The 26,606-nt window shown below is 67.4% G+C and carries 20 protein-coding genes and 2 pseudogenes; 4 read left to right on the plus strand and 18 right to left on the minus strand.

The annotated features are described in order from the left end of the window. Position 1 precedes the first annotated feature (1 nt). On the plus strand, positions 2–1,240 hold the full coding sequence (locus ACMTAK_RS41120; RefSeq protein ID WP_413813156.1) for an IS701 family transposase: 1,239 nt from the start codon (positions 2–4) through the stop codon (positions 1,238–1,240). Positions 1,241–1,264: 24 nt separating this feature from the next. On the opposite strand, the gene ACMTAK_RS41125 is transcribed toward ACMTAK_RS41120, so the two are convergent. Continuing rightward, a complete protein-coding gene (locus tag ACMTAK_RS41125; RefSeq protein ID WP_413810846.1) occupies positions 1,265–4,078 on the minus strand; it encodes a P-loop NTPase fold protein in 2,814 nt (937 codons plus the stop codon). A gap of 157 nt (positions 4,079–4,235) precedes the next feature. On the opposite strand from ACMTAK_RS41125, the gene ACMTAK_RS41130 reads away from it, so the two are divergent. Then, complete coding sequence (locus tag ACMTAK_RS41130) at positions 4,236–4,631, plus strand: hypothetical protein (RefSeq protein WP_413810847.1); 396 nt, start codon at positions 4,236–4,238, stop codon at positions 4,629–4,631. Between the two features lie 948 nt (positions 4,632–5,579). On the opposite strand, the pseudogene ACMTAK_RS41135 reads toward ACMTAK_RS41130, so the two are convergent. The 6 genes and pseudogenes from ACMTAK_RS41135 to ACMTAK_RS41160 form a co-directional block, all read right to left on the minus strand. Next, a pseudogene (locus ACMTAK_RS41135) lies at positions 5,580–6,279 on the minus strand (helix-turn-helix domain-containing protein); the annotation flags it as partial. Between the two features lie 30 nt (positions 6,280–6,309). Then, complete coding sequence (locus tag ACMTAK_RS41140; protein WP_413810848.1) at positions 6,310–6,516, minus strand: hypothetical protein; 207 nt, start codon at positions 6,514–6,516, stop codon at positions 6,310–6,312. Between the two features lie 359 nt (positions 6,517–6,875). Further along, positions 6,876–7,610 carry an NADPH-dependent F420 reductase gene (locus tag ACMTAK_RS41145; RefSeq protein ID WP_413810849.1) on the minus strand — a complete coding sequence of 245 codons (735 nt, stop codon included), beginning with the start codon at positions 7,608–7,610 and terminating at the stop codon, positions 6,876–6,878. 825 nt (positions 7,611–8,435) lie between these two features. After that, positions 8,436–8,942, minus strand: coding sequence for a flavin reductase family protein (locus ACMTAK_RS41150; RefSeq protein ID WP_413810850.1), 507 nt, complete (start codon positions 8,940–8,942; stop codon positions 8,436–8,438). A 474-nt stretch (positions 8,943–9,416) separates the two neighbouring features. After that, a complete protein-coding gene (locus ACMTAK_RS41155; protein WP_413810851.1) occupies positions 9,417–10,403 on the minus strand; it encodes a riboflavin kinase in 987 nt (328 codons plus the stop codon). Positions 10,404–10,432: 29 nt separating this feature from the next. After that, positions 10,433–11,617, minus strand: coding sequence for an LLM class flavin-dependent oxidoreductase (locus tag ACMTAK_RS41160; RefSeq protein WP_413810852.1), 1,185 nt, complete (start codon positions 11,615–11,617; stop codon positions 10,433–10,435). Positions 11,618–12,136: 519 nt separating this feature from the next. Between ACMTAK_RS41160 and ACMTAK_RS41165 the strand changes: the two genes are divergently transcribed. Then, positions 12,137–13,165 carry a helix-turn-helix domain-containing protein gene (locus tag ACMTAK_RS41165; protein WP_413810853.1) on the plus strand — a complete coding sequence of 343 codons (1,029 nt, stop codon included), beginning with the start codon at positions 12,137–12,139 and terminating at the stop codon, positions 13,163–13,165. A gap of 194 nt (positions 13,166–13,359) precedes the next feature. Here ACMTAK_RS41165 and ACMTAK_RS41170 read toward each other — a convergent pair. Beyond that, positions 13,360–13,896 (minus strand): annotated as a pseudogene (locus tag ACMTAK_RS41170) (TetR/AcrR family transcriptional regulator); the annotation flags it as partial. Here ACMTAK_RS41170 and ACMTAK_RS41175 point away from each other — a divergent pair. After that, positions 13,838–14,038: a hypothetical protein gene (locus tag ACMTAK_RS41175; protein WP_413813288.1), complete on the plus strand. Its 201-nt coding sequence runs from the start codon at positions 13,838–13,840 to the stop codon at positions 14,036–14,038. The pseudogene ACMTAK_RS41170 and the gene ACMTAK_RS41175 sit on opposite strands and share 59 nt — an antisense overlap. Positions 14,039–14,266: 228 nt before the next feature. Here ACMTAK_RS41175 and ACMTAK_RS41180 read toward each other — a convergent pair whose 3' ends face one another. The 10 genes from ACMTAK_RS41180 to ACMTAK_RS41225 all read right to left on the minus strand — a co-directional run bounded on the left by ACMTAK_RS41180 (position 14,267) and on the right by ACMTAK_RS41225 (position 26,569). Continuing rightward, a complete protein-coding gene (locus ACMTAK_RS41180; RefSeq protein WP_413810854.1) occupies positions 14,267–15,187 on the minus strand; it encodes an SDR family NAD(P)-dependent oxidoreductase in 921 nt (306 codons plus the stop codon). A gap of 296 nt (positions 15,188–15,483) precedes the next feature. Further along, entirely contained in the window at positions 15,484–16,749 is a 1,266-nt protein-coding gene (locus ACMTAK_RS41185) for a dihydrolipoamide acetyltransferase family protein (RefSeq protein ID WP_413810855.1), read from the minus strand. Then, entirely contained in the window at positions 16,749–18,932 is a 2,184-nt protein-coding gene (locus ACMTAK_RS41190) for an alpha-ketoacid dehydrogenase subunit alpha/beta (RefSeq protein WP_413810856.1), read from the minus strand. The genes ACMTAK_RS41185 and ACMTAK_RS41190 overlap by 1 nt, the downstream gene beginning before the upstream one ends. Before the next feature lie 86 nt (positions 18,933–19,018). Next, the gene (locus ACMTAK_RS41195; RefSeq protein ID WP_413810857.1) at positions 19,019–20,278 is read right to left on the minus strand and encodes a M24 family metallopeptidase; all 1,260 of its coding nucleotides are present in this window, start codon (positions 20,276–20,278) and stop codon (positions 19,019–19,021) included. A gap of 49 nt (positions 20,279–20,327) precedes the next feature. Further along, a complete protein-coding gene (locus ACMTAK_RS41200; protein ID WP_413810858.1) occupies positions 20,328–21,461 on the minus strand; it encodes an oxidoreductase in 1,134 nt (377 codons plus the stop codon). Further along, entirely contained in the window at positions 21,461–21,766 is a 306-nt protein-coding gene (locus ACMTAK_RS41205; RefSeq protein WP_413810859.1) for a muconolactone Delta-isomerase family protein, read from the minus strand. Before ACMTAK_RS41205 ends, ACMTAK_RS41200 begins: the two co-directional genes overlap by 1 nt. A gap of 15 nt (positions 21,767–21,781) precedes the next feature. Next, complete coding sequence (locus ACMTAK_RS41210) at positions 21,782–23,362, minus strand: FAD-dependent oxidoreductase (protein ID WP_413810860.1); 1,581 nt, start codon at positions 23,360–23,362, stop codon at positions 21,782–21,784. A 58-nt stretch (positions 23,363–23,420) separates the two neighbouring features. Next, positions 23,421–23,978 (minus strand): nuclear transport factor 2 family protein, encoded by a 558-nt coding sequence (locus ACMTAK_RS41215; protein ID WP_413810861.1) that lies wholly within the window; start codon positions 23,976–23,978, stop codon positions 23,421–23,423. Between the two features lie 231 nt (positions 23,979–24,209). After that, entirely contained in the window at positions 24,210–24,998 is a 789-nt protein-coding gene (locus ACMTAK_RS41220) for an enoyl-CoA hydratase/isomerase family protein (protein ID WP_413810862.1), read from the minus strand. Then, positions 24,989–26,569, minus strand: coding sequence for a CocE/NonD family hydrolase (locus ACMTAK_RS41225; protein WP_413810863.1), 1,581 nt, complete (start codon positions 26,567–26,569; stop codon positions 24,989–24,991). Before ACMTAK_RS41225 ends, ACMTAK_RS41220 begins: the two co-directional genes overlap by 10 nt. Positions 26,570–26,606 lie beyond the last annotated feature (37 nt).

Consider the following 26,606-nt stretch of genomic DNA (forward strand, 5'->3'; position numbering starts at 1 on the left):
GATGGGCCGGATCGCGGGGCGCTTCGCGCGGGTCGAACCCCGGCGCAGGGCGGCGCGGTTGGTGCTCGGTCTATTGGACGACCTGCCACGCAAGAACTGCTGGACAATCGCGGAGTGGGCCGGCGAGACCACTCCGGACGGTATGCAGCACCTGTTGGGCCGGGCCAAGTGGGATGCCGATGCGGTACGCGATGACGTACGGGAGTACGTGGTGGAGCATCTGCACGACGACCGGGCGGTACTGGTGGTCGACGAGACCGGGGACGTGAAGAAGGGCACCAGCACGGTCGGGGTGCAGCGCCAGTACACCGGCACCGCCGGCAGGATTGAGAACTCCCAAGTCGCTGTCTATCTGGTCTACGCAGGTCAGCGCGGCCACGCCGCCGTGGACCGGGAACTCTACGTTCCGCGCTCCTGGACCTTGGACCCCGACCGCTGCCGAGCTGCGGGCCTGGACGAGGACACCGTCTTCGCGACCAAGCCGGAGCTGGCCACTCGTATGGTCGCCCGGTTCCTGGACGCCGGCCATCAGGCTGCCTGGGTGGCGGGGGACGAGGTCTACGGCGGCAACCCGAAGCTGCGAACCGCACTGGAGGAACGCGGCACCGGCTACGTCCTCGCGGTGGCCTGCTCGCACGAAGTCACCACCGGTGCGGGGAAGTTCCGTGCGGACATCTTGTCCAAGAAGGTGCCCAAGCGGGCCTGGCAGAAGCTATCGGCAGGGGCCGGGGCCAAGGGGCACCGCTTCTACAACTGGGCAGTCATCGACCTCGCCGACCCCCGCCCCGGGAGTCGTCAGCTGCTGATCCGCCGTAACCGCAGCACCGGTGAACTCGCCTACTACCGCTGCTACTCGCCCGCGTCCGTGCCGTTGGCCGTGCTGGTCAGAGTCGCTGGATCAAGATGGCGGGTGGAGGAGTTCTTCCAATCCGGAAAGGGCCTGGCCGCACTCGACGAGCACCAGGTTCGCCGCTATACCTCCTGGTCCCGCTGGGTCACCCTCGCCATGCTCGCTCACGCCTTCCTCGCCGTCGTCCGCGCCGACGAACACGCCCGCCATCCCGCCCCGGACGAGCTGATCCCGCTCACCTGCAACGAGATCCAGCGACTGTTCACGACGCTGATCGTCCGGCCCGTGCACGATGCAGCCCACCGGCTCCGCTGGTCCGCCTGGCGCCGCCGCCACCGGGCCCGAGCCCAGGCCAGCCATTACCACCGACAAGCCGCGAATCAGACATGAAGATCACGATCTACGGCTGGAGTATTAGCTGTTCCGCAGGCCGAATGGGTCAGGTCGTGACCTATGCAGGGGGCAGGACATCCTGCGCAGGATGGGGCTGAGGACGTCGATGCTAGGGCTGTCGTTGAGCGCCCATGCCTTGCGTATGTGGGTGATGAGGGTGCGTGCGCTGTACGGGGAGATGACCAGTTCGAGGCGGGCTTCTGCTAGTCGCTCGTGAGCACCGTAGGCACTTTGCGCGCGGGCGTGTTCGCTGCGTCGGTCGAGTCCTGGGGCGGTGAATATTTCCAGCAGGGTGAGGGAGAAGTAGCTGTAGGCTGAGGCTTCGTCGATGAGCTGGCGGGCGGTGTCGGTGATGTCTCCGTGAGTCGGCTGGCTGCCGACGGGGTGGTGGGCGAAGTGTTCGAGGGCGTGGATCAGCGTCCCGTCGGAGCAGGCGCACTGTGAGGACTTGAGGTGTCCGCAGAGCGTGCGGAAGTCGCTCAAGATTCCGCTGGAGTCTTGTGTCCATTGCTGCTTGCTCAGCAGGGTGCGGAATCCTGCCAGTGTTTCGGAGAGTTCTTCGAGGATGAGTTGACGGGCGAGGTGGGCGAGTTCGTGGGTCTCGGTTTTGGCTTGTATCTCTTCGATCTGCAGGCCGTAGCGCAACATGTCGCGCAGGAGGCCACCGGAGAGGCTGTGGGTCAGGAGCGCGGTGTGGGGTGTGTGGTGCTCTGACCGTTTTTCTAGGATGGCATTGGCTTCTTTGAGGGTGCATGCCTCGACGTGGATGATGTCGTCGAGTGAGCTGTCCGTGACGTCCCGGTGGGGCAGGCCGCGGCGAACGAACGCAGCGCCGACGTCTTCGGCCACGGAGATCAGGTAGTAGACGTGGCGGACGCCAAGGATGGCTTTGATCTCGGCGAGGAAGGCCAGCGCCTGTGCGTCGGAGCTGAGGCGGTCGACTTCGTCGATGGCGATGAGGACGCGATGCCTGCTGGCGGCCAGCGTGTCGGCGATGCTGGTCAGGAGGCTGCGGAATTCTTGGACCAGCGCGGGGAAGTTCGGCGGCATGGTCGAGATGGATGTGGCGTGAGAGCCGCCCAGCGTCATGACCTGGGCGCTGCTGTTGGAGAGCGTGTTGGTCGTCGTCTGGATGGTCTGCAGCCGGTAGAGGTGGTTGCGGCAGCGGGTGACGAGATGGGGTTCTGCGGGGGTGGGCCGCCATCCGGCGGCGCGGGCGAGCAAGGTGCCTGTCACCAGGCCAGCGAGCCGCAGAGGGTTTTGCTCATCCGCGAGGAGCGCGTAGGTCGAGGGTGTGCGGATGAGGAAGTAGAGGAGGTAGGCGCCCAGGAAGGTGGCGAGAAGCTTGCAGACGTCGCTGGCGTACAGCGTCCATCTTCCGAGATCCAGATGCGCCTTCTGTACTCGCTCCGAGAGGCTTGCCGTGAAGGCGTAGAACCATCCGGCGGCCAGCAGCGCGGTCGAGAAGACGGTGTCGAAGTGCACGTCGTGTGCGAGCTGGCGTAGCTGGGGGTCGAAGAAGGCACTGGCCAGGCTGCCGATAGCGATGAGGATGCCCACGTTGGCTCCGAGCCTGGTCCATAGCCGCCCCAGTGCTTGGGGGAGCCAGGGATCGTGGCGGGAGCGCCACCAGGCGATAGCGAGGATGCTGATCGTGACGCTGGTGACGACGGCGTGCCCGCTCCATACCTCGTGGATCCAGTTTTGGACGGCGGCCGCCCAGGTGTGGGCGTAGTCGGATGTGGAGGCTTCGTACCGGGTGTACAGAGAGCGGGCGGCCGAGGAGATTCCCAGGACGAGCAGGGCGGTTGCTGGCAGTGCGAATGACGACCAGCGGCCCAGCGCCCTGATTCGGCGGCGCGTACTTCTCAGCATCCGGTGGAAGGGGGAAAGGCGCGCGAATTCTGGTGCGGGGTAGCCCTCATGCTGCATGTAGTCCTGGCACAGGCGCACCGAGAGCGACATCAGGAAGTCGTGGGGGGCGTAGGTGGCCGGCGCCTGTATCAGGACGCCGAAGGCTGCTTGCTCTGTGGCGTTTTCCAGCAGGGTGGACTTTCCTACTCCACGAGGGCCACAGACCGCGATGGTGCCCTCGTCCAAGTGGTTGAGCTTGCGGTGCAACTGCTCCATGGCTTCGGTCTGGACGACGAAGCCCGGTGCGCGTGGTGCGCGCAGGCCCTTCGACGTCCCCTGCGGGACGAAGAGGGAGTCGGGGTCTTCGCCCATGAGGTGACGGATCATGCCGTCCATTACGGGGACGATGCCCTTGTCGAAGAGGACCACGCCCCACACCACGGCGCGATAGCTGAGCTCGGCGCGTGCAGCAGCGCACGAGATGCTCAGGACGGCGGCGAGCAGGCAGTACCGGAGGTTGAACCAGACGGCGGTGCCGCGCCAGAACAGGATGAAGATCAGCAGTGCGGTGCTGAAGAGGGCTACCAGCAGGGCCATGAGGCCGCCGGTGATGAGCACGGTCAGGCCAGCTGCGGACAGGAGCACGCAGACGACTTTCCAGTTCCACTCAGGCTCGTCTGCGGCCGCCTGCTGTTTGGCCCGTGCCCGCTCCAGGTCGACGACGGCTTTGTCGTAGGCGGCCCGTTCCGGGCCATCAGCCTGGGTGTATGCCGCATTTCTGTACATGGAGCGGTGCATCTCGTCAAAGACGTCGCGTCGCGAGGTTCCCGGCCTCTTTCCCAGCTTGCGTGCCCGTGGAGGCTCATCCAGCGCGGCCCAAACGCACTGCTCATAGACATCGTCTCGATTGGGTGCCACGAAGAGCTGAACGAGCTGCACCACCGAATGCAGCCAAGGCTTGTTCAGTAATGACCACGGCATCTGTCCTGGCCTCCCCCGAGTTTTCAGTCCGCAGATGCTAACGCCACGCGGGTCCGGGCAGCAGGCGTCCATCGGGGCGTGGCTGAAACACATCGCCGCGCCGTCAGAGGTCGTCCAAGACCACTTCAAGACCGTGCGTGCAGGGGAGGATGCGCCCATGACCTTCTCCTGGAAGATTCCCCCGTGGAAGCGCCACGAGGACTGCACGTACTTGGCTGTGACCTTGATAGATCAGGGTGGCGGGCACTCCGGTTCCATCACAGAAGGCGTGCGGGGCGACGACGCGATCGAGGCGCTAGCCGATCTCGTGATGACCCCCGGTTCCCCGCTCGGCCCCGGGCCGACGCATCCGGCACTCATAGGCGTGGTCGTACGGCGCGGCATCGACTCAACGTGGCTGGTGCAACCACCCATTCAAGTTGCCCGGGACGAGCGAGGCCGGTGGCAGGTCGCTGTCGGAAACGCCACGGACGAGGACGTCACAGTGTTTTCCCCTACTGAGATAAGTGGTCTCGTCAGCAGGCTGCGTTCCCAGTACGGCCGCACCGGCTGAACCCGCACCGGAACCTGTGGGTGCCGAATATTACGTCCGCCCTGGTTAGGTGTCAGGCGTTCCTACGGGGCTGGTACGGTCTCATAGGTTTCGAAACCTGAGTAGTTGTGTTGTTCGGTGAGTCGCGATGCACCGCGTCGAAGTTGCTCCATGTGCCACTTGACCGCTTCCGCGTACGGCGTCGTACAGACCTTGACGGCGCGGCAGATCCGCGAGAGTCTTAAAGTAGAGCATAAAGGGAGAATTGCCGCGCCGCTGGGGGTCAAGGGGTCGCAGGTTCAGATCCTGTCGTCCCGACCAGCGTTTTCGCAGGTCGAAGGCCGTTTCCGCAGGTAGCGGGGGCGGCCTTAACCATTTCCGGGCTGGGAGCAAGTGGGAGCCCTCTGGGAGCCCTCGTGCTCCCAACTCGCAGACGTGTCAATGGTGCCCGATTCGTCCATCACTCGATCCGGTACACCTACAGCGCAGTACCGCGTCCCTGTGCCCCGCCGTCAACCGGTGGGCCCCCGCGGTCACCCCATCGATTCGGATGCTCTGTGCATCAAGAGGCATAAGGACCCTTGTCGGCTCCCGACCCCCTTCCGGGGTGGGAGTACGGAGTCGCGCTCCCCATGCGACAGGGGAACGGGGGACTGCTCGTGATCTCTCCGGGTCGGTTTCTGCAGGCAGTGGGCACGCAGGCATCCTGGTCGCCGTGGGCGGCCTGCACCAAGAAGCGGTAAAGCCCCTTGATATCTGCCGGTAGACGGGTCACTCCCAGGGCGTGAGTGCCGTATCCGGCTCTGGAGCGCCGTAGCGGGACAATTGTGGGGGACTCTGCGGTCAAAAATAGTGTGCCAAGCAATGCGTCGCATGAGCGCGGTGTCGTCGTGGCAGGGTCTCTTGGGTGACCTGGCGGATTATGGTCTGTTCGGCTGCGGCGGGCTGCTCGGACAAGCGGCTGATCTGCTCGCGCAGCTGTTCCGCTGTCTCACGGGCGGCCTGTCCTGCGGTGGTCGGGTGTGCGGTGGCGCCCAGGATCCGGATGCGGCGGCTGCGTTGTTCGATTACCGCGAGTACGTATATCCGCGCGCCGGACAGGGTGACCGTCTCAAAGAAGTGGCAGGCCAGGAGTGCGTCGGCTTGGGAGTGCAGGAGGCCGACCCGCGTGCGGGAGCTCCGGCCGGGCGCCGGATCGACGCCGGACTCCTTGAGGATCTTCCAGACGGTCGAGGCGGCCACCTTCACTCCCAGCATGAGCAGTTCGCCGTGTAGACGTCTGTAGCCCCACTTCGGATTCTCTCTCGCCAGGCGCAGTACCAGAATCCGGATGGAGCGCACGGTACAGGCCGACCGGGTCGCTTGGGCCGTGATAGGGCGGCATGCCGGTGTCTTGCGAGGTCGCGATGCCAGCGCATCACCGTGTCAGGACGTACGAGCAGTCGCAGACGCCGCAGGGTGGGCAACGGCATCCGGTGCAGCAGCGCAGCCAGGAGCGCCCGATCGCTCGGAGTGAACCGTAGTCGGGCACCGTCGAGTTGGCGTTCGAACACCGTGATCTGATGACGGAGAGCCAGGATCTCCGCATCCTTTCCCGGTCGCTCATCGGCAGGAGACGCAGCAGCGCGAACGCGTTGGTCACGGTCAGGTAGGTCAGTCGCAGCAGCACGGTCGATCATCATGACGTGTGGCCCACCGACTACGCGAGAGCGCCTACCCGAGCGGCGAGGCCGACGACCGCCGGTCCCGATACAGGCCTCCGACCAGGGCGGATGACATTCTCGGCAAGCACAGGGCGCACGATGGTGGAGTCCACGGAGACGGCCCAGTTGAGGTTCTCGTCGGCATCGGCCTGGGCCATCAGCGCGGTGAAGACCCGTTCCCACGTGCCGTCGATGGCCCACATCCGCAGCCGGTTGTAGACGTCTCGCCGCTAGCCGTACCGCTCCGGCAGGTGAACCCACTGCGTGCCGGTCTGGAACTTGAAGGCGATCGCGTCGATCACCTCGCGATGGTCTCGCCATCGGCCATCGGCCATCGGCCATCGGCCATCGGCGTCCGGTCCGGAAGTAACGGCTCGATCCGCGTCCACTGCGCGTCAGTCGGCGACACACCCGGACCAACGACCGACTGATCTACACGACCGCCTAGTCATGCCAACTCCGAAGGCCGGTAACCCTGTTGTGGAGCTACGGCGAAGGCAATGAGGGGCAGCGAAGATGTGGCGCGGGCCGCGGCCCTGTTATGGGGCCGCGGCCCGTGTGCTCAGCGGTGGGCGGAGCGGTTCAGTTCGAGGAGCTGCTCCCGCGTGGGCGTGGAGGTGAACTCGAGGACGCGCTCCAGCATGCGGTCCCGGACGCGCGGGGCCGCGTCCCGGTCGGCCGCGTTGAGGGCCTTCTCCAGGTCCTTAAGACCCAGTTCGGTGCAGTAGGCAGGCGTCATCGGCTGCTGGCGCCAGGAGTCGGCCAGAGTGCCGGCGTCGAAGGGGTCGAAGCCGGATTCGTCCACCAGGCGCATGCCCACACGCCGCGCCTCCTCGGAGTCTGCCGCGACCGGCAGCGCGATGCGGTCCGGGGTGCCCGCCGGAGCGTCCATGACCTCGAGCGTTTGAGACAGTACAGCGTTCCACGCCTTGACCACGGGCCGCCCCAACTGCTCGGTGACCCACAGGCTCTCCACTTGTCCGTTGTCCACCGCTTCGATGGCGCCGTCCCGGCGGGGAAAGTAGTTGGAGGTGTCGATGACCACGGTCTGGTCGGGTACGGAGGCGAACAGCGGGGCCACCGCCGGGATCCGCCCGAACGGGATGGACAGAACGATGACGTCCTTGCCCTGAACGGCGTCGGCCGCGGTCACCGCATGCGCCCCGAATTCCAGTGCCGCGGCCTCGATGGTCTCGGGTCCCCGCGAGTTGGCGACCGCGACGTCGTGTCCGCCGGCGCTGAACCTGCGCGTCAACGTCGTCCCGATCGGCCCGGCTCCAATAATGCCAATTTTCACTATTTATCCCTTTCAGAGTTGTGCCAGTCCCGGGGAGAGGTGGATTGTCATGGACGGCTCCGCGGGGAGGGTCTCCGGGCGCTCTTTAGGGCACCGACGGACGTCTGTGAAGAAGGCGGCCGGTGGCCTACTCCGCGTTGTCCTGTTCGCGGTTTCCGCTCTTGGTGAGTCCACGCAGGCGGCCGAATGATTCCTCGCCGGGGGCTCGGGTGTCACTGATCCGGGCGGTGGGGATCGTCGCGAGGGAGAGCGTGTGCCCTTTACTGACTGCCGTGCATGGCCCGCAAGTTGAGCGGCCCACGTGCTTTTCGGTGGTGACGATGAGGTCGTCGCACGGGAGCGTGAGCGGGTTGTCCGGCTCTCGCTCTCTGGCCGCGACCATGAGGGGTTCCGGCAGTCCACTTAAGGCGCTGAAGTGCTCCTCCATAGCCTGGAGCTGCTGTCGCAGGACCTAAGGCGTCCCCGAGCCGCGCGATGTCCGCCCGGCGGGCCGGGCGCCCGCCTCCTTGGCCACCGCTTCCGCGGAGGCGCCGAGCCTTTCCCTCGGGGAGTGCTGCTGTGCCGCTTGGAGGGGCTGCACGGTTGCACTGGACGCCTGTACGAGGCTTGCGCCTCTGCCGTCCCTCGGCGCTCATGCGCCCTCCCATTGCTTGCGTTGCCGCGATCACAACAAAACGGAACCTGTCTCCGTATGAAGTCGAGCGTAAAACGGATGCAGCCTCCGGTCAAACTCGTCACCGCCTCCCTAAACCTCCGCCCTACCGGACGAGCTGACGGGGCGAGGCTGTGACGGCCCGTGCGTCGCGCCTACTTGGCGTCGATCGACTACGTGTCGATGAGCTCCCGGAACTTCGCGCCGTGCCAAACGAGCGGCTCGTTCTGGCCGACGCCGAGCTGTTTCACCTCGAGTAGGGCCATCCAGTGGTCGCCTGCCTCGGAAACCTCATGGATCGAGCACTCGAGCCACAGCGCTGCGTCTTCGATGAAGATGGCGCCTTCGTCGCCGACTTCGATCGCGACCTGCTCGAAGCGAGCAGCGCGGTCCTTGCTTGCCAGCTTGCGCAGCAGATCGCCTTGGCCTTTGCCGAATATGGATACGCCGAGCGAGTTGGCAGCCTTGATCAGGCCCCATGTTTCAGAAGACTTCTGCACAGCGACCGCGACGAGGCACGGTTCGAGCGACGCGCCCACCATAAAAGACGACGCGACGAGCGCGTGCCTCTCGCCGCCGATGTCGACCGCCAGCACCGCCACGCCGGACGGGAACTGCGCGAACGCGTTTCGGACGATCATCGGGTCGTCGCTGGACGTGCGCACCTTGGACTGGGTCATGAGTCCTCCTCCTTTCGCGGGGCACATGCACGGACCCCACTGTCCGCCCCGTCGCTTGCTTGATCACGTCAATGTGATCGAGATGGGAATATTGCAACGCTCTGGGTGGGCCAGAGCTGAAGGAACATCCGTTGGCCAGCCCATCGGCATCGCGCCGCGGGGCACCAGTTTCATGGCGTAGTCGCGGCGCCTTCCTGGACCTGTTCCGGGAACGACTGCAACTTGTCCACCAAAGTCGAGCGGGCCGAAAGCGTCGTCAGCTCGACTTCGTCGGGCCGACGGCATGATGCGGAGACGTCGACGGGGAGCGCCGTGTATCTGCCGCGAAGAGGCAAGCGGACGTCATGCTGCGGCTGAGTCCGACTCGCCGTGCGAGCAGACCGACGTCGATTCGTGCGCACCCTGCGCGACGCTGCGCCTCAACAGCGTCCACAACGCGCAGAATTGCCCACCGAGGCGGCGGTCGACGTGAGGTCATCGCGCGCCAGCTTCGGGTGAAGTTGATGTCGCCCACTTGCGGACGTCCTCAACATCTGTCGAGAGCTGCTCCACAAGATCCTCGACGTCACGAAACTGTCGCTGGGGGCGGAGGCGGGTCACGAGATGAACTGATATTTGCCGGTCGTACAGATCGATCTCCACGTCGAGAAGATGGGCTTCGAGGAGTCGTTGGCCGTGGCGGCCGTAGAAGGTGGTCCTCCGGCCGACGGAGACCGCAGCGGGCCAGTGTCGGCCGTCATCCTCGGTGACGACTACTGCGGACCAGACACCGTCCAGGTGAGTGCTGGCCTCCATGGTGAGGTTGGCGGTGGGAAATCCCAGCAATCGACCGCGGGCATCGCCGTGTTGGACGACGCCGGTGACAACCTGGTCTTGGGGCTGAACGCTTTCGATCGCGAACGGTCGGTTCGGGGCGAGGTGCTGGGCACGGCTCTGCCGAGTCATCTGCCGCACTGGGATCCTCCTCGCTGCGGTCAGGGGCCACATCAGTTCACAAGCCGCGTCGTCAGTAGTGTTCTCCGACGAGGTCGTTGTTGTCGTAGTCACGCTGGGCCTGCCGACGACGCCACCCGACTTCTTCGGGGCGCACTGGTCCTTGATGTGGATGCCTTCGATACCAGCCTTGATGAAGTCGGCCACCGTAAGTTGCACATTGATCGGCGCCCCGAAACCGGTGTCGGCACCGCAGTAGATCGGGGTGTCTGCAGCGCACGCCGTGTGCTTCGCGTGATGGACGACCTCGGGCGGGGTGAGCCACCCCGTATCCGAAATAGCCTGCCCCCAAGCCGACATCCCGCCCGAGAGCTGGAACGCCTCGCCGGGCGAGTGCGCAGGGAAGCCTGCGGACGCTCCAGAGAAGTCGAACTCGGCGACAGGGGCCACGTCGAGGAAGTCGGCATCGCCGGATTCGGTTCGTCCCGTGACGGCGAGCCTGAGCTGTTGAGGGTCAGGGAATGCCATCTGCCTTCATTCTCATGAATGGTAGGACGTCAGGCGCGCAGACCCGCGTCGCGCATGAGCGGGAAGATCTGCTCGTTCATCCGGTCGAGCCCCTCGTCGTAGTCGACGAGTCCGGTGCAGATGCCCGTGATGCCCGAGTCGTGCAGCTTCTGGAGCCCGTCGACGATCATCTCGGGTGTGCCGACGAGCGGAACGAGACCGGCCCGGAAGAACGTCCTGATGGTCTCGTCCTGCTTCGGGTCCTCGGACTTCTTGTAGTGATCCCAGCTCCACCCGCGGGCGTCGCCGTTCTGGATGATGTGCTTGTAGCGGAGGGCGCTCTCGTAATCGCCCTTCTCCTCGATGTACTCGAGGTACTCCTTGGCTTCCTTCTCCGTGTCCTTGCAGATGATGTGCACACCGGACCACAGGCCGAGGTCCTCACGCCCGGCCGCGTCGGCGTTCTCGCGCAGCTTGGGTGTCACCGACTGGCTGTGCTCGACGCTGCCGATCGCCGCGAACAAGATGTTGGCGTGCTTGAACGCGAAGTGCTGGCCGGCAGGGCTGGATCCCGCGCTCATCACCATCGGCCCGGGCGTCTGAACGGGCTTGGGCCACGACTGGGCACCCTGAAGGTGGAAGAAGTCCCCGTCGAAGTCGAACTGGTAGTCGTCTTCGACCGCCCAGAGTCGCTCGACGATGGTCATCCACTCGTCGGCCAGCTCATAGCGCTTGTCGTGCTCGGGCACCTCGACGCCGAACATGTGGTACTCGGGCTTGAAGTAGCCGGCTGTGGCGTTCAGGCCCATGCGGCCGCCGCTGATGTGGTCGACGGTGGCCATCATCTTCGCCGCCATCACCGGGTGGATGAAAGGAACGAGGCAGGTGGCGAAGATCTGCATGTTCTGCGTCGCTGCTGCCAGACCTGCTGCCCACGTGAACGTCTCGTACTGCCGGCCCCACGGGCGGTCGGGGCCCGAGAGCCCCTGCCAGCGGGCGATGGGGATGAACCCGTCGACACCGTAGCGGTCGGCCTTCTGCGCGAGACCCTGGATCTCGCCCCAGTTGCCGAGCTTGATCGTGTTCTCGGCGAGGTTGAGACCGCCCTGGCCGGTCGTCACGTTCGCGCCGAAAACCGCGACCTTGAACTTGTTCGGGCCGCCAATCATGGGGCGCTGAGAACGTGCGACGGTGTGATCGGCCACGAAGTCTCGTGGTGCGACATTTTGCGTCATGGATTTTCTCCATACTGTTGCGACTCTGGATACCAAAGGGCGTCCGGCCCATATTGGTTCCTGTAAATAGGAATTCGACTACTGCGATCGCGAGTGGCGATGTCCACCCTGCCGCTAGGGGCGACTTCGAACGGTGGGAGTGCTCACTGATCTCCTGTGGTGTCGCTGCGTCGGCTTCTCTGCCCCGTTGATGAATGACGCTAAGAGCGCCAGTACCGGACCACCATGGCAAGGGACGCCATCAACGCAGGAAAACGCGCCAAGGCGTCACTACTTGCCGGTTGGTGGCGTGAGATGTAAGGCTTGTGGCGTTACTTCCGACGCCAGACGGTGCTCCTGTCGCCGCGGCGCCTCCGGAGCGGCACCCCATCGCCTCAACGAAGAGGAGAGAGAGATGGATTCTCCGACCGTTCCCCCCGGCATTCCAGCGAACATGCCATGCAGTGAAACGACATCCGTGTCGGCTTCGTCGGCCCCCCTTGGCCGGCCGGCTCCCCACCGCGGCGAAAGTGCCCAGCGATGAAGCTGAACTCGTACCAGAACTTGCGCGTGCCGAACTTCAGTGTGCACACGCTGTGCCGGCTGCTCGAGGAAGCGGATCTCGACTGGCGAACCGCGCTCGCGAATGCAGAGATCGACCCCGGCGCGCTGAATCGACCGGGAAGCACCATTCCTGCAAAGAAGGAGCTGGCATTCCAGCTTCAGTTCGTCGCTCTCACAAGAGATCGCGTCGATCTTTGGGTGCGGGCAATGCGTGCTTACACGACGAGCACCTACGGCGTTCGCGGAATGGCCCTGGCAACCGCCCCGACCGTTGCGGCGTGGGTGGAAGTTGCCAGCGCAACCGACAATGCCCCTGGGCTCCTCGAAATCAGGCCTCTCCGAGTATCAGATGGGACAGTGGTGGGAATTGAATACGCCTACCCTGACGCCCCGGACGAGTTGATCCCGTTCAGCGTGTACCGTGATCTATTTGCCAGCACCCGATCACTCGCATGGCTGTACGGAGACACCTTCCCTTTCACTCAGGTCGAAGTGCCTATCGCGGAAATATCGCCCGAGGTTTTGGCGTACATTTCCTGCGAAATCGAATGCGGCGCAGAGGCGTTGCGGCTGCGGTGGAGTCCTGCTACATCGAAGGTGGAACTCCCCTTCGGTAACGCCTTCCAGCACGAGGCATGGGTCAGAGCGGATACCCAGATCGTCGACTCGTTCAGGGCGACTGGCGACTGGCCTCACACTGTCGCGAAAGCCATAAGGGCCGCGCCCAATCTCTACCGCACATTGGCAAATGTGGCCGCGGCGCTGCAAGTCTCCCCACGTACCCTGCAACGCAAGCTTGAACTCACGGGCAAAGACTTCGGCCGGGTGCGAGACGAGACTCTGAGTGAACTGGCCTGCGATCTGCTCTCGAATACAGATCACTCCGTATCGGAAATATCCCGCAAGCTGGGCTATACGGATCCGGCCAGCTTCACTATGGCCTTCAAGCGGTGGAGAGGGATGCCTCCGACGGCGTTCAGGGAGGCTGCTCGGTACAGCGCCTAAGGGCTGCCCCGCAATCGGCCTTTGGCTTCGATCGACCGCAGGGCCGCGGGCTGTCGGGCATGCCTCCATCGCGAAGGCGGCAGTTCCAAGGAGCTCTGGCGCTGTGTGTGAGCGACTGTGTACTCGATGGGGTGTCGCCCTGCCTGGGCGGGAGGTGTCGGGTGGTTACGCAGAGTGGTGGGGCACCTGGTGTCTCAGACGCCATGAGTCCCCGGCGCGCCGTATCGGGCGAGCATGGTCAGCACCGCTTGGTCGACCGCGTTGGTGATGGCAGAGTCCTTGGGCTCCCAGCGTGCGAGCAGCATCCGCGGCCAGAACACGTAGTTGGAGATCATCCCGAGGAATTGGGTCGCCGCCATCTCCGCATCGTCAAGCCGGGCCGCACCAGCGGCGTTCTCCGCTTCGAGGTAGCGGCGGACCGTTTCGAAGTAGGGTATCTTGCCGAGCTTGAACTGCGTCTCGCCGAGCTCCGGGAAGCGCGGTACCTCGGCGATGACGATGCGGAAGAGGGCGGCCATGCCTGGCTGGGTGAGAAGGGCCGAGTATCGGCGTCCGATGGTTTCAAGCCCTTCGCGGAGGTTCCCTGGCTCGGGGAGGGGTCCCTCCTCGCTGTCGACCTTCCAGTATTCGGTGACTATCGCCTCAAACAGGGCCGCCTTGGTGGTGAACTGCTTGAACAGAGTCGCCCTCGACACCCCGGCAGCCTCGGCGATGCGGGCCAGCGAAGTGCCACTGCGGGTCGTCGAGCGCGCCGACATCGGAGTGGCACAGGCCGGCGGCCTTGACGACGACGACGACCTCGCCCGGCCCCGCGTGCGGGTCCGGTACCTCTTCCAGAGTCAGCGGCTGGCCGGTTCCGTGGAATCGCCATGACTTCATCGGTCTTACTTCTCCTTTGCTGCGGGAGACACGCACGGCCGGCACATCGCCCGTGCCGCACCGGATATGTCGTGTGGTGTTCTGCTGTACTCAGGGGTGGCCGGGGGTGCTTACCACCCTGAACCCCCGCCCCCGCCGACCGCTAATGGGCGTGATTGGTGCGTGCGCGAGCGAGGGACGGCACCGGTGTCAGCGGTGGGCACAGCGCGCTTCGTGGTCCGATCACGCGGTTGCAGGGTCGAACACGACGACGCCGGGCTCGATCAGCCGCGCGTCGGTGTTGGTCAGGGTGCCGTACGGCTGCAGGCGGTCGCGGAACATCTCGTCGAAGGCCCGCTCGACGTCCTGCACAGTCCACGAGTCGCGCGTCAGCGGCCGGTCCAGGACCTGGGGGTGGGTCATCAGGTGCAGCTCGCGCCCGTTTGCGAGGCGTACGACCTGACCGTTGACGCCCTTGCTCAGATCGGACAGCAGGTAGAGAACGACGGGCGCGTTCGTCGCGGGCGGCGGCGCGACCGCCTGCCCGCCGAAGTACTTCGTGTAAGCGGCCGTTCCAGTGTCCATCATGGGGGTGGAGGCATGCGGGGCCATGGCATTGACCCGGATGTCCCCGCCCTGGGCGCCGAACTCGTTGGCCCAGGCGTACGTGAGCGAGGCGACCGCACCCTTGGCCGCCGCGTACGCGCTCATCATCCGCAGACCGACCTGCGCGCCCGAGGTTACGTTGACGATGGACCCACTGCCCTGCATCGCGGCGAGCCCATGAACCGACATGAAGTAGGTCCCGTAAACGCCGATGTCGATGTGTCGGCGGATGTCGGCCTCGGTTTCGGTGCCCGCGACCGCGGGGTTCAGGTAACCGGCGTTGTTCACCAGGCCGTCGAGCTTGCCAAAGCGTTCCACGGCTGCCGCGACGAGCTTCTCGCAGCTGTCCCAGTCGGTGACGTCGGAGACGACCGCGAGCGCCTCTCCGCCCGCCTCGTTGATCGACGCGGCGACTGCCGCGACAGGCTCCGCGTTGATGTCCGAGATGACGACGCGCGCCCCCTCGGTGACGGCCGCGCGCGCGTACGCCTCGCCGAGACCGCGGCCTGCGCCGGTTATGAGGACGTGCTTGCCCTGGAGGACTCCCGTGCTGGGCATGGTTCAAACTCCCTTGTCTGAGCTGGACTGGTCTGAGCTGGACTGGTCTGAGCTGGACTGGTCTGAGCTGGACTGGTCTGAGCGGCAGGCCGCTCGGGCCGGTGCGGGCGGTGGACATCGGTCACCACCGTGTCGGTGCAGGCCCGGTTGCAGCGGGGTTACTCGACCTTGTGGCCGCGGTCGTGACCTCGACCGGGCCTTGGCCGCCGTGATGTTTTCGAGCTCAGTCACGTCCGGGCCTCTCTGCGTCCTCTTCTGCGCATCGCTCTCACCTTCCGCATGCGACCGAACCCGTGTCAGACCAGCAGCAACATCGGGTTTTCGATCCGCTCGACGAACGCCGTGAGCCACCGTGCGGCGAGCGCGCCGTCGATCACGCGGTGGTCGGCGGAGAGCGTCACCGTCATCACCGCGCCCACGGCCAGCTCTCCGTCGTCCACGACGGGCACTTGTCGGACCGCGCCGACCGCCAGGATCCCCGCCTGCGGCGGGTTGATGATCGCGGAGAACTCCTGGCTTCCGTACATGCCGAGGTTCGACACGGAGAAGGCGCCGCCCTCGAGTTCGTGCTGCCTGATGCGCCCGGCCCGGGCGCGCTCGGCGAGGTCCCGTACGGTAAGCGCTATCTCGCTGACGGCCAACCGGTCCGCGTTGCGCACGACGGGGGTGACGAGCCCGCCCTCGATCGCGACGGCCACTGCGACGTCGACCGTGAGGTGGCGGTACAGGACGGTCTCGCCCCAGGTGGCGTTCGCCTCCGGGATCGCACGCAGGACTCCCGCGACGGCCTTGAGTACGAGGTCGTTGACCGACACCTTGACGTCCGCGACCGCGTTGACCTGCTTGCGCAGGGCAAGCAGTTCGTCGACCCGTGCGTCCGCGACGAGGTAGAAGTGCGGCACCGAGGTCTTGCTCTCGGTGAGACGGCGCGCAATCGCGCGCCGCATGGGGGTCAGCGGGACCTCCTCCACGCCGTGCGCGGCGGAGGCGCCAGGGGTCGGCGCCGCAGGCGCTCCAGGCTCGGCGCCGGACGCCGTCGGCGGCATGGGAACATCACGTCCCTCGCGGACCGCGCCCTCGATGTCACGACGCACGATCCGGCCGTTCGGTCCTGTCCCCGTGATCGTGGCGAGGTCGATGCCGTGCTCCTTCGCCAACCTGCGCACGAGCGGGCTGGTGAAGCGTCGGCCAGAGGGCTCGGCCGGCCCACGGGCGACGGAGCGGGACTGGGGCACGGCGCTCGAAGACGCAGACGCAGACGCAGTGGCCGCGGGGGAGGAGGCGGCCGGTGTCGCCCCGCCGGACATCCCCTCCACGGCCTCGCCCGGCGCGCCGACCGCGACGATCGGGTCTCCGACCGCGACCGTGGCGCCCTCGTCGGCGAACAGGCGCAGTACAGTGCCCTCGACCTCGGAGGCGTACTCCACGACCGCTTTGTCGGTCTCGATCTCGGCGAGGGCGGTGCCGACGGTGACCTCCTGGCCGAGTGCGACCAGCCAGGTGGTGATCGCGGCCTCGGTGGTGTCGGCGAGCACCTCGGGCATGCGCACGATAGTGGCCATCAGACACCCCCCATTCCGGCGCGGACCTGCCCGATTCCCACGACGACCTCTTCGGTGCGGGCGATGGCGGCGCGCTCGAGCACCTTGGAGATGCTGGGACTGGCCTCCGAGCCGGCGACCCGCTGGACGGGCTGGTCGAGCCAGTCGAACAGGCGGCGGTGGAGTTCGTCGGCGAGCCACCCGCCGTACGAGGTGCCCTTGGCACCTTGCTCGACGATCAGCACGGCGTTGGTCTTCCGCACCGACGTCTCGATGGTCTCCCAGTCGACTGAGGCGCGGTCGAGCCAGCGCAGGTCGACAACGTCGGCGTCGAGACCGGTCTTCTCGACTGCCTCCAGGACGTGGTGGACCATCGACAGGTAGCTGATGATCGTGACGTCGGAGCCCTCGTGCCGCAGCGCGGCCTTCCCGAACGGCAGCTGGTAGTCAAGGTCTTCGGGGACCTCGTCGGCCCGGGCGTACAGGTCGACGTGTTCGATCACGAGCACCGGGTCCTCCAGAGCGAGCGCGGCGTTCATCAGGCCGACGTAGTCGGCGGCCGTCGACGGTGCGACGATCCGCCAGCCGGGGCTGGTCGCGAAGACGCCTGCGGGGTCCATGAGGTGCTGGGAGCCGTACCCGGAGCCCATCGCGACCTTGGTGCGCAGCACGAGCGGCACGGGGTTGACGCCGCCGAACATGTGGCGGGCCTTGCCGATCTGGTTGAAAACCTGGTCGGCGGCGACCCACATGAAGTCGGGGTACATGAACTCGACCACGGGGCGGAAGCGACCGTCGAGGGCAAGGCCGCCCCCGAGTCCGACGAAGGCGTTCTCGCTGATCGGGGTGGGGAGGACGCGCTCGGGGAAGCGCTTGGCCAGGCCTTTGGTGGCACCGTTGGTGCCACCACCGAGGCGGTGCACGTCCTCGCCCATGACGACGATCCGGTCGTCCTGCTCCATGCGGCGGCCCATCACGGCCGAGACGGCGTCGATGAACTTGCCGCGCCTACCGACGACCGGAGTGGTCGCCGGGTCGAGCGTGCGCGCGCCGTCCAGCTCGCTGGTGTCCCCACGCAGACCCACGTCGACGAACTCCGGCTCGGGCCACAGCTCGGGGCGGATGCGCCGCTTGCCATCGGCATCGGGGTCGGCCTCGAGCAGCTGCGCGGTGACTTCGCGCATCGCCTGCCGTGCCTGATCGCGCACCGAGTCGACCTGGGCCTGGCTCACCAGGCCCAGGCCTTGCATCTCCGTGGCGACGCGCAGCAGCGGGTCGCGCTCGCGCCACGCCGCCTCCTCTTGCTTGGTGCGGTAGCCGAAGGCGCTGCCGGGATAGGGCCCGTTCTGGTGGAAGAAGCGGTACACCTCGGCCTCGATGACGGCTGGGCCCTCGCCTGCACGCATCCGCTCGGCGGCCTCGGCCGTCGCGAGGTGCACGGCGAGGGGGTCCATGCCGTCGACGCGCCAGCCCGGCACGCCGAACCCTTGGCCGCGAACCGACAGGCGGGTGTCGGCGGTGATCTCGGAGACGTGCGTGGAGACGCCGTAGAGATTGTTCTCGATGAAGAACCCGGTGGGCAGCTTCCACACGGCCGCGAGGTTGATGCTCTCGAGCACGGAGCCGATCTGGCCGGCTCCGTCGCCGAAGTAGTTGATCGTCAGATCGGTGGTGCCCGCATGCTTCTGCGCCCACGCGTTGCCGGTGGCCATCGGGGCGCCGCCGCCCACGATCGCGTTGGTGCCGAGTGCCCCCGCCTCGAACCACTGCAGGTGCATCGACCCGCCACGCCCACGGCAGTACCCCTGCGCGAGACCGAGGATCTCGGCGAGGGTCTTCTGCAGGACGTCACGGATCTCGGGCGTGACGAGGGTGGTGAGGTCGGAGCGGACACCGCCCACGTGGGTCAGCGCCTTCGAGAGGAACTGGTGGTGCCCGCGATGGGACCCGTTGACGGCGTCCGACGAGCGCAGGCCGATGATCGAGCCGACCGCCCCGCCCTCCTGTCCGATGCTCGAGTGGGCAGGCCCGTGGACGAGCCCCTCGCCGGCGAGCTCGAGGACGGTCTCCTCGAAAGAGCGGATCAGATGCAGCTGGGCCAGTATGCCCGCGAGGAGCGCGGGGTCGGCACGCTTCCAGTCCGCAGGGGTAGTACTCAGCTCGACCCACGGGGTCTGCGTGTCCAGTCGCCGATGCTTCGGCATGGTCGTCCCTTCAGCACACGCCGGCGTGCGCGTCGTTCTCGTGGAAGTGGTGTGGGGCGCGGGATGGAAGACGGTGCCCTGCCGTGTCAGGCGGCGGTCCGGATCATCTCGTCGCGCTTGTAGTGGTCGAGCAGCTCGGCGCCGGTGGCGGTGATCACGACGAGGTCCTCGAGCCGGACGCCGCCCACGCGGTGTTGCCCTTCGATGCCCTCGATCGCGATGACCATGCCTTCCTTGATCTCCTCCGGGTGGTCGAAGGACCACTCACGGGTGATCACCGGCGGGTTGTAGTGGATGGCGCGCGAACCGGCGTTGACCAGGCCGACCCCGTGTCCGAGCTCAAGGCTGAAGCACTCGGTCTCCGACCCGAAGCCCAGCTCTTCGGCGGGGGCGAGCACGGCCGCGACGTCCGCGGTGCTCGCGCCGGGGCGCATCAGGGAGATCGCGTGGTCGAGGCGATCGGTGAGCTTTGCGTACGACGAACTCTCGGTTGCGGTCGGCGCGCGGCCGACAATGAACTGGCGGTACAGGCACGCGGTGTAGCCCATGTAGGACGTCCCGCAGGTCAACAGGTAGGCGAGGTCGCCGTACTCGACGATGCGGTCACCGCCGCTGATCCCCCGCGGGAAGGACAGCGGGCCCGACAGCAGACGGGCCGCGCCGGCCTCGGCGCCCGCGTCCTCGATGGCGCGCCGGGCTGCGGTCGAGAGCGGCGCCTGGCGGACGCCTGGGCGCAGGTTCGCACGGACGGTCTCGTAGCCGGAGGTCGCCAGGCTGGCGGCCATGGAGATGCAGGCGATCTCGTCGGCCGTTTTGACGGTCCCGCACTCGAGCAGCAGCGGCAGGCCGGGGACCGTGTCGATGCCTGCGGCGTGCAGAGCACGCATCCCCGCCTCGTCGATCTCGCTCACGGCAAGCTGCTCGCCGGTCAGGGACCGCCCGGCAAGCTCGTCACGGATCTGCGCGGCGAAGGCGACGGACAACTCCGCGACCGCCGACGCAGGGGCCACCCCGCCCAGCCAGGAGATGGCCGGACGCCACTCGGGCACCCACGGCGCCTGGTCGGGCATCTGCTGCAGGGAGCCCGCGGGGGAGAACACGACGGGGTCGCCCTCGGCGAAGAACAGGGCGTAGCCGGTCTGCAGCTGGAACTCCCCCCAGTGGAACCCCGTGAGATAGCGGACGTTGTCGGCCCCGGCCAGCAGGAGCGCCGGCACACCCTTCTCGCGCATCAGGGCGCGCATCCGGTCCGCGCGCTCGCGGCGCATCCGGTCGACGTCCACGCCGACGTGGAGCTCGGAGCGGGCAGGGCCGAAGTGCAGCTTCTGGTGGTGTCGAGGGTGCATCGGGTGCCTTTCTTCGCGTACTGGTACCGCGCGGGGCGGGAAGGCGGGCTCAGGCGCCGCTGAGCGTGTGCCGGGTCCGGTCGAACGGGACGACCCGGTCGAGCCTGTCGTCGCGGACCTTCTCGACCCAGGCGGGGTCGGCGATCAGGGCACGGCCGAGGGCGACCACGTCGAACTCACCGGCGTCGAACTGCTCGGCGAGCAGCTCCAGGCGTTCCTCGAGCGACTCGCGGATCACGACGGGCACCTTCTCGGCAGCGGCCCCGGCGCCGCGGAACTCGGTGTCGACCCCGACGGACCCGACGGTGATGACGTGCGCTTCGGTGAGGCGCTTCGCCCACCCGGCCAGGCTGAGCGTCGGGTCATCCTCGGGGAACTCGGGCAGCCAGTGGCGCCGGGTGGAGGCGTGGAGGACGTCCACCCCGGCATCGACCAGCGGTACGAGGAGGCTCTCGAGATCGCGCGGAGTCTCGGCGATGCGTTCCGTGTAGTGGTCGGCCTTCCACTGCGAGAAGCGGAAGACGATCGCGAGGTCGTCGCCCACGGCACCCCGCACGGCCTTCACGACCTCCGTCGGCAGGACGGTGCGGTTGCCGTAGCGGTCCTCGCGCTGGTTCGTGCGGTGCCAGAGGAACTCGTCGAGCAGGTAGCCGTGCGCACCGTGCAGCTCGACGCCGTCGAATCCGATCCTGCGGGCGAGCGCGGCCGCCTCGGCGAAGCTCGCGACGACCGCGTCGATTTCGGCGGTCCTCAGGGGCTCGCCGAGCGGTCTCCCGTCGAGGTCGAGGCCGGACGGCGACTGCGGTGGCACCCCCGGGTTGAGAGGGGAGGCGGTGCCACGCAGCGCCCCCACGTGCCACAGCTGCGGGACGATCGCGGAGCCCTCGGCGTGCACGGCGTCGACGACCTGCCGCCAGCCGTCGGCCGCGGGTTCGGTGAGGTGCGGCACTGTCACCTTGTGCCCCGACGCCTCCCCGCCGACGTAGGTGCCCTCGGTGATGATCAGCGCCACTCCGCCCGCGGCACGGGCCCGGTAGTGCTCGGCGTTCTCGGCCACGGGGATCCCGCCCGGTGACATTTCGCGGGTCATCGGGGCGAGCGCGAACCGGTTGCGCAGATGGAGCGACCGGACGTCCAGGGGCGAGTGCAGCGCGTCCAGGAGACCGCGGGTGGGCGCGCCCATCACTTGCCGCCCGCCTGGATCTGCTCCCATCGGACGGTGGACGGGTGGACGACCAGCGGCGTCACCGTGATGTCGAGGTACTGGAAGAGCGGCAGGCCGCTGATCAGCGTGTGCAGCTCGTCGTTGTCCTCGACGTCCCAGACCGCGAGCGTGGCGTATGCCCCGGCCTTGCGCCAGACGTGCAGCTGCTTGCCGGCGCGCCGGGCCTCCATCCCGTAGTTGCTCTCGGCCTGCGTCAGTGCCTCCCACGCTTCGGCGTCGAGCGTCTCGGGCTTGCGGACTTGGATGTCCACCAGGAAGAGCATGTCTGTTCTCCTCTCTCACGCGGGCTGGACCACCGGCGTACCGGTGATCGCGGCCAGCGCCTTCGCGACTGTGGCAGGGGCGTCGTCGGTGACGCGGGCCAGGACGTGGCCGTCCGGGCGCACGAGTACGGCGCCGTCGGCATTGATCCCGTAGGTGGCCAGCGCCCCCGGGTGCAGGTCCACGGACGTGGCGGGCACGCCGTGGTCGGCGGCCGCACGGACCGCCTCGTCCGCGGCGCGCGCCCCGATGGCCGCGAAGACCGTCACCCCGGACCCGAGCACGTCGAGCGTCGAGGTGGTGCGCGCCTCGTCGAGCCACACGTGCGGGGTCCGCTCGCCGGGGGCGGCGCTCGGGGTGTAAGTGCTGACCGGCCACGGGCCGCGGGGCTGGTCGGACTCCAGGACGACCGCGCCTTGGTCGTAGCGGTAGCCGATGTCCAGGCCAAGGTGGTGGAAGTTCTCGGTGCGGAACGTGCGCGGGCCGTTGTGCTCGGCCCCCACGTGCGACCGGAAGTTCAGGACCGCCTCCTCGCGGTCGAACAGCGCGACTGGGCGCCGCTCCGGGCCGTAGGTCTCAAGCAGCGTGGGGGTGGCCCAGCCCCGCAGGACGGCGGCGAGCTTCCAGGTGAGGTTGTGGACGTCCTGGATGCCGACGTTCTGGTTGAACCCGCCGTAAGGAGGCATGACGTGCGTCGCGTCGCCCGCGAGGAAGATCCGGCCCTTCTGGTAGTCGTTCGCCACCCAGGCGCCGACCTCCCATGTGCGGTAGTCGATGATCTCGACGTCCAGGTCAGGGTCCCCGGCGGCCAGGCGGATCTGCTCCTGCCAGTCGACTTGATGGACCGGCAGGCGGTCGAGGACCGGAGGCCGGCCCAGCATCGCCACACGTCCCTCGGTGTCGACCGGTGCGAACACCACGGTGCCGACGGTGTCGGGGTTGTCGATGTAGATGAAGGCGGACTCGCTGTCCGTGCGCGACGTGATGAGGTCCGAGCGGAAGAGCACGCTCACCGACTGCTGCAGCGAGGGCTCGCCGTCGCGCTCGATGCCGAGCTGCTCGCGGATGCCGCTCTGCGCACCGTCGGCGCCGATCACGTAGGCCGCCTCGACCGTCTCGGTGCTGCCGTCTGGTCGGGAGCGCAGCTCGAGCCGCACACCGTCCTCGATCTCGGTCGCCGAGAGGACCTCCGTCGACAGGCGGACGTCGACGGGAGGCCGCAGCGCGGCCTCGCGCAGTACCGGCTCCAGGAGGTCCTGCGAGCACAAGAACACCTCGAGAGGGAGCGGGGAGAGATCGTTGTCGCCACCGCCGGCGATCACTGAGGACTCGACGACGTCGCTCCAGGGGGAGACAACGTCCTTGCCGAGATAACGGATGGGAGGTGTTGCGAGCCCGGCGGCGCGCACCCGCTCCTCGATGCCCCACGAGCGGAAGATCTCCATGGTGCGGACGTTCACGGCGCGGGACTTCGGATGGAGCGCGGGCTCGGCATGCTTGTCGATCACCATGACGCTGATGCCCCGGCGGGCCAGGTCGATCGTCGCGCTCAGCCCGACGGGCCCGGCGCCGACCACCGCAACATCGATGCGGGTCATAGAAGTGTCCTAACGCGAAATCGCCGTCACATTGTGTGAGTTGAGTCGTTGGATGGGTTCACCAGTCGGCGTCGTAGATCGGGTCGTCCGGGTACAGGCCACCGAAGACCGAGGTGGACGGGATCTTGAACAGCTCGGTGTAGTCCGCCTCCGGTCCCAGGCGCTGCGCCCAGTCCCACACGCAGGTGCGCGACAGCACCTTCCATACGCCCTGGCGGTGCTCGCAGAGGTCCCGGTAGCGCCCGCAGAGCACGTCCGAGGGGCCGCCGTCCGGGCGCACCCGCAGGTAAATGAAGGCCGTCTCCCGGCGTGCGCGGTCGCCGGCCAGGTCGACCAGCATGTTCGTCACGTAGTGGCTTGACCGGTGGCCGAGCTGCTCCTGGAGCTCCATCGTCCAGTCGCAGAAGTCGTGTGAGGCGCCCACGAACATGCCGTGGTTCTCGGTCGACTCGGGCCAGTAGGTCGACTTCATGAGATCGAGCTCCTTGCGGTCCATGCCGCGGCAGTAGCGCGCCATGTTCTCCGAGAGCTCCTGCTTGGCGAGCAGGGTGCGCAGTTGCTCCCGCTCGGTGCCCGTGAGGGGGCCTGTGGCGCTCGTCGATGGTGTGTCGGCCATCTTCGATGCCTCCTTGCATGTGTGCTTTCGGGGCGGCCCGGAGCCACGTCTGGCCCCGGGCCGGGCAGCCAGGTGGCGAGAGCGCTCTCCGGGTGCGGTCGCGGGTCGGGCTCGCACGAGCACCTCTCCGCGCGACGTATACACGCCGGACGGGAACGGGGCTGCATCGGGAAGGCCATCGGCACCTTCGGGGACAGCGGGAGGACACCGGCGTGTCCTGGCAGGGGCGGCTCAGGCTGACTCCTCCACCTTCGTGGGCTGCCAGCCCGTGCCGATGGCGACGAGGCCCTCGGTCATCATGCCGTGGCTGACACCATGGAGCATGGCCTTCTTGAGCTCGGTGAGCATGAGCATGCGCGTGGTGCGCAGCGTCAGCTGGGGCTGCTTGGCGATCTGGCGGGCCAGTTCGTAGGCGCGCGACACCACCTGGTCCTTGGGGACGACCTCGTTGACAGCACCCCACTCGAGGGCCTTCTGCGCGTCGATCTCCACGCCGGTGAGAAGCATGTAGCGGGCGCGGTTGAGGCCGATCACGGCCGGCCAGATGACCTGCATGCCGTCACCGGGGACGACGCCCACCGAGAAGTGCGGGTGGTCGCCGAACACGGTGTCCTCCGACGCGATCGAGATGTCACACAGCAGCGCCTGCTCGCTGTGGACGCGCGCGGGGCCGTTGATCGCCGCGATCATGGGCACCTCGATCTCGAGGTGGTCGAGCACGAGACGCTTCGCGTCGGCATGGAGCTTGATCCAGATCTCCGGGGTGATCCAGCCCTTGTCCGGGATCGGGACCTCCCGGTCGATGAAGGTCTCGCCCGCGCCGGTGAGGATGACGACCTTGTTCTCCGGGTCCTTGCCGATGTCGCTCCAGACCGAGGACAGGTTGTCGTGAACGTCCACGCCCCAGTAGACCTCGGCGCCGTCGGTGTGGATCGTGACGAGGAGGATGCCGTCCTCGTCACGCTCCAGCTTGAGGTGCTTGTACTTGTCCTTGTAGTCGGCGAAGCGAGTCACAGCCATGGTGCCTTCTCCTTAATGGTGGGGTACTGCTCCGGGATGGAGGTCCGGACGACGTCGAGGTGGAGCGCCGGGGCCTGTTCGAGCACGGTGAAGCCCGCGCGGGGCCCGTCCTCGAGACGCGGGAAGTCCGACGCGGCGACGGTCAGCGACAGGCGCTTTCCCCGGTCGAGCCGCACGGCGGTCGGCCCGAGATCCACGCTGATCGTCTCGCTCTGCCTGGCGCTGGCGGTGGTGCGGCTGGAGCCCTCGGCCAGCAGTACCGCCTCGCCGTCGCGGTCGGTCGTCGACAGCTTCACGACGACCGCGGTCGGTGCATCGCTCGCCACGGCGAGCGTGCAGGTGATGCCCCCGAGGATGTCGGTGTCCTCAGGCAGCGGGTCGGAGACGAGCGCGACGACGTCGTCGCGCTTCCCCAGGGATCCCTGGGGACGGGGGCCGGCGTTCGCGGCGACCTTGTACCCGGGGAAGAACGTGCGCCCGCCGATCGTCGGTACGGGCTCGGTCGACGCGAGAGCGTGCGGGGAGCCGTCCACGCGCAGCGGGACCTCGACTGGGCGGGCCTCCTGCGGAGGCCAGGTCGAGAAGGACCGCCACTCATCGGCACCCATGACGAACACGGTGACGGGGTCGGCGGGCGCCGGGCCGCCGTCGCGCAGCGTCTCGAACCAGCCGAGCTGAAGCCCGGTCGGGTCGAGCGCGTCGAATGACGCCGCCGGGCCGTAGGTGCGCCCGGGGAACCAGCCGCCCATCACCCCGTGCGCCCAGGGACCGGCGAGCAGCCGGTCGTGCGGCTGCCGGGTGCCGGCGGCGTCGCGGCGGGTGTAACTGGCGATGGATCCCGGGCCGAAGATGTCGAACCACCCGGCGATCACGAGCGCGGGCACTCGGACGCGCCCGGCCGCCTCGGGGTCCACGATCTCCCCGCTCCGGTCTCGCCAGTCCGGCAAGTAGGGGGCGAGGTCGCCTGCGGCCTTGATGAGGTCGTCGAATGTGCGGTATTGGCTGTCCGTCACGCCCTGCACAAGCGCGGCGGCACGGGCGCGGTCCTCGGGAGAGAGGTCCTTGCTGCTGGCTGCGAGCACGGACACCCAGTGCGCGAGGAACCCGAACGTCAGGTTCTGCTCCTCGTGCGTCCAGCCGGTGGTGACGTCGTCCGCGGTGCTCCCAGGCACGATGCCGAGGAGCCCCTCGGGCGCGCGGGTGGCGGCCAGCCACTGGGTGATGCCCACGTACGAGCCGCCGACCATGCCGACGTGCCCGTCGGACCACGGCTGCTCGCGGACCCACGCGATCGTGTCGGCTCCGTCGTCGGCCTCGTGAGCGAAGGGGACGAAGGTTCCGCCGCTGCGGAACCGGCCGCGCACGTCCTGAACGACGACGGCCCACCCGCTCTCGGCGGCGCGCAGCACGTTGATCCAGGTGTTGGCGTGCGCGGGGTCGTCCTTGCTGTAGGGGGTGCGGATCAGCACGGTGGAGCGGGGCTCCGCCCCCTCGGGCCGGTAGACGTCGGCCGCGAGGACCGTGCCGTCCCGCATGGTGACGGGGACGTGCTTGTCGACGACGAGACTCATGGCCACCTCCTCGTGGTGTCTCTGGTGCCGGTCGGCG

Source organism: Streptomyces lacaronensis (assembly GCF_047337785.1).
GTDB lineage: Bacteria > Actinomycetota > Actinomycetes > Streptomycetales > Streptomycetaceae > Streptomyces > Streptomyces lycopersici.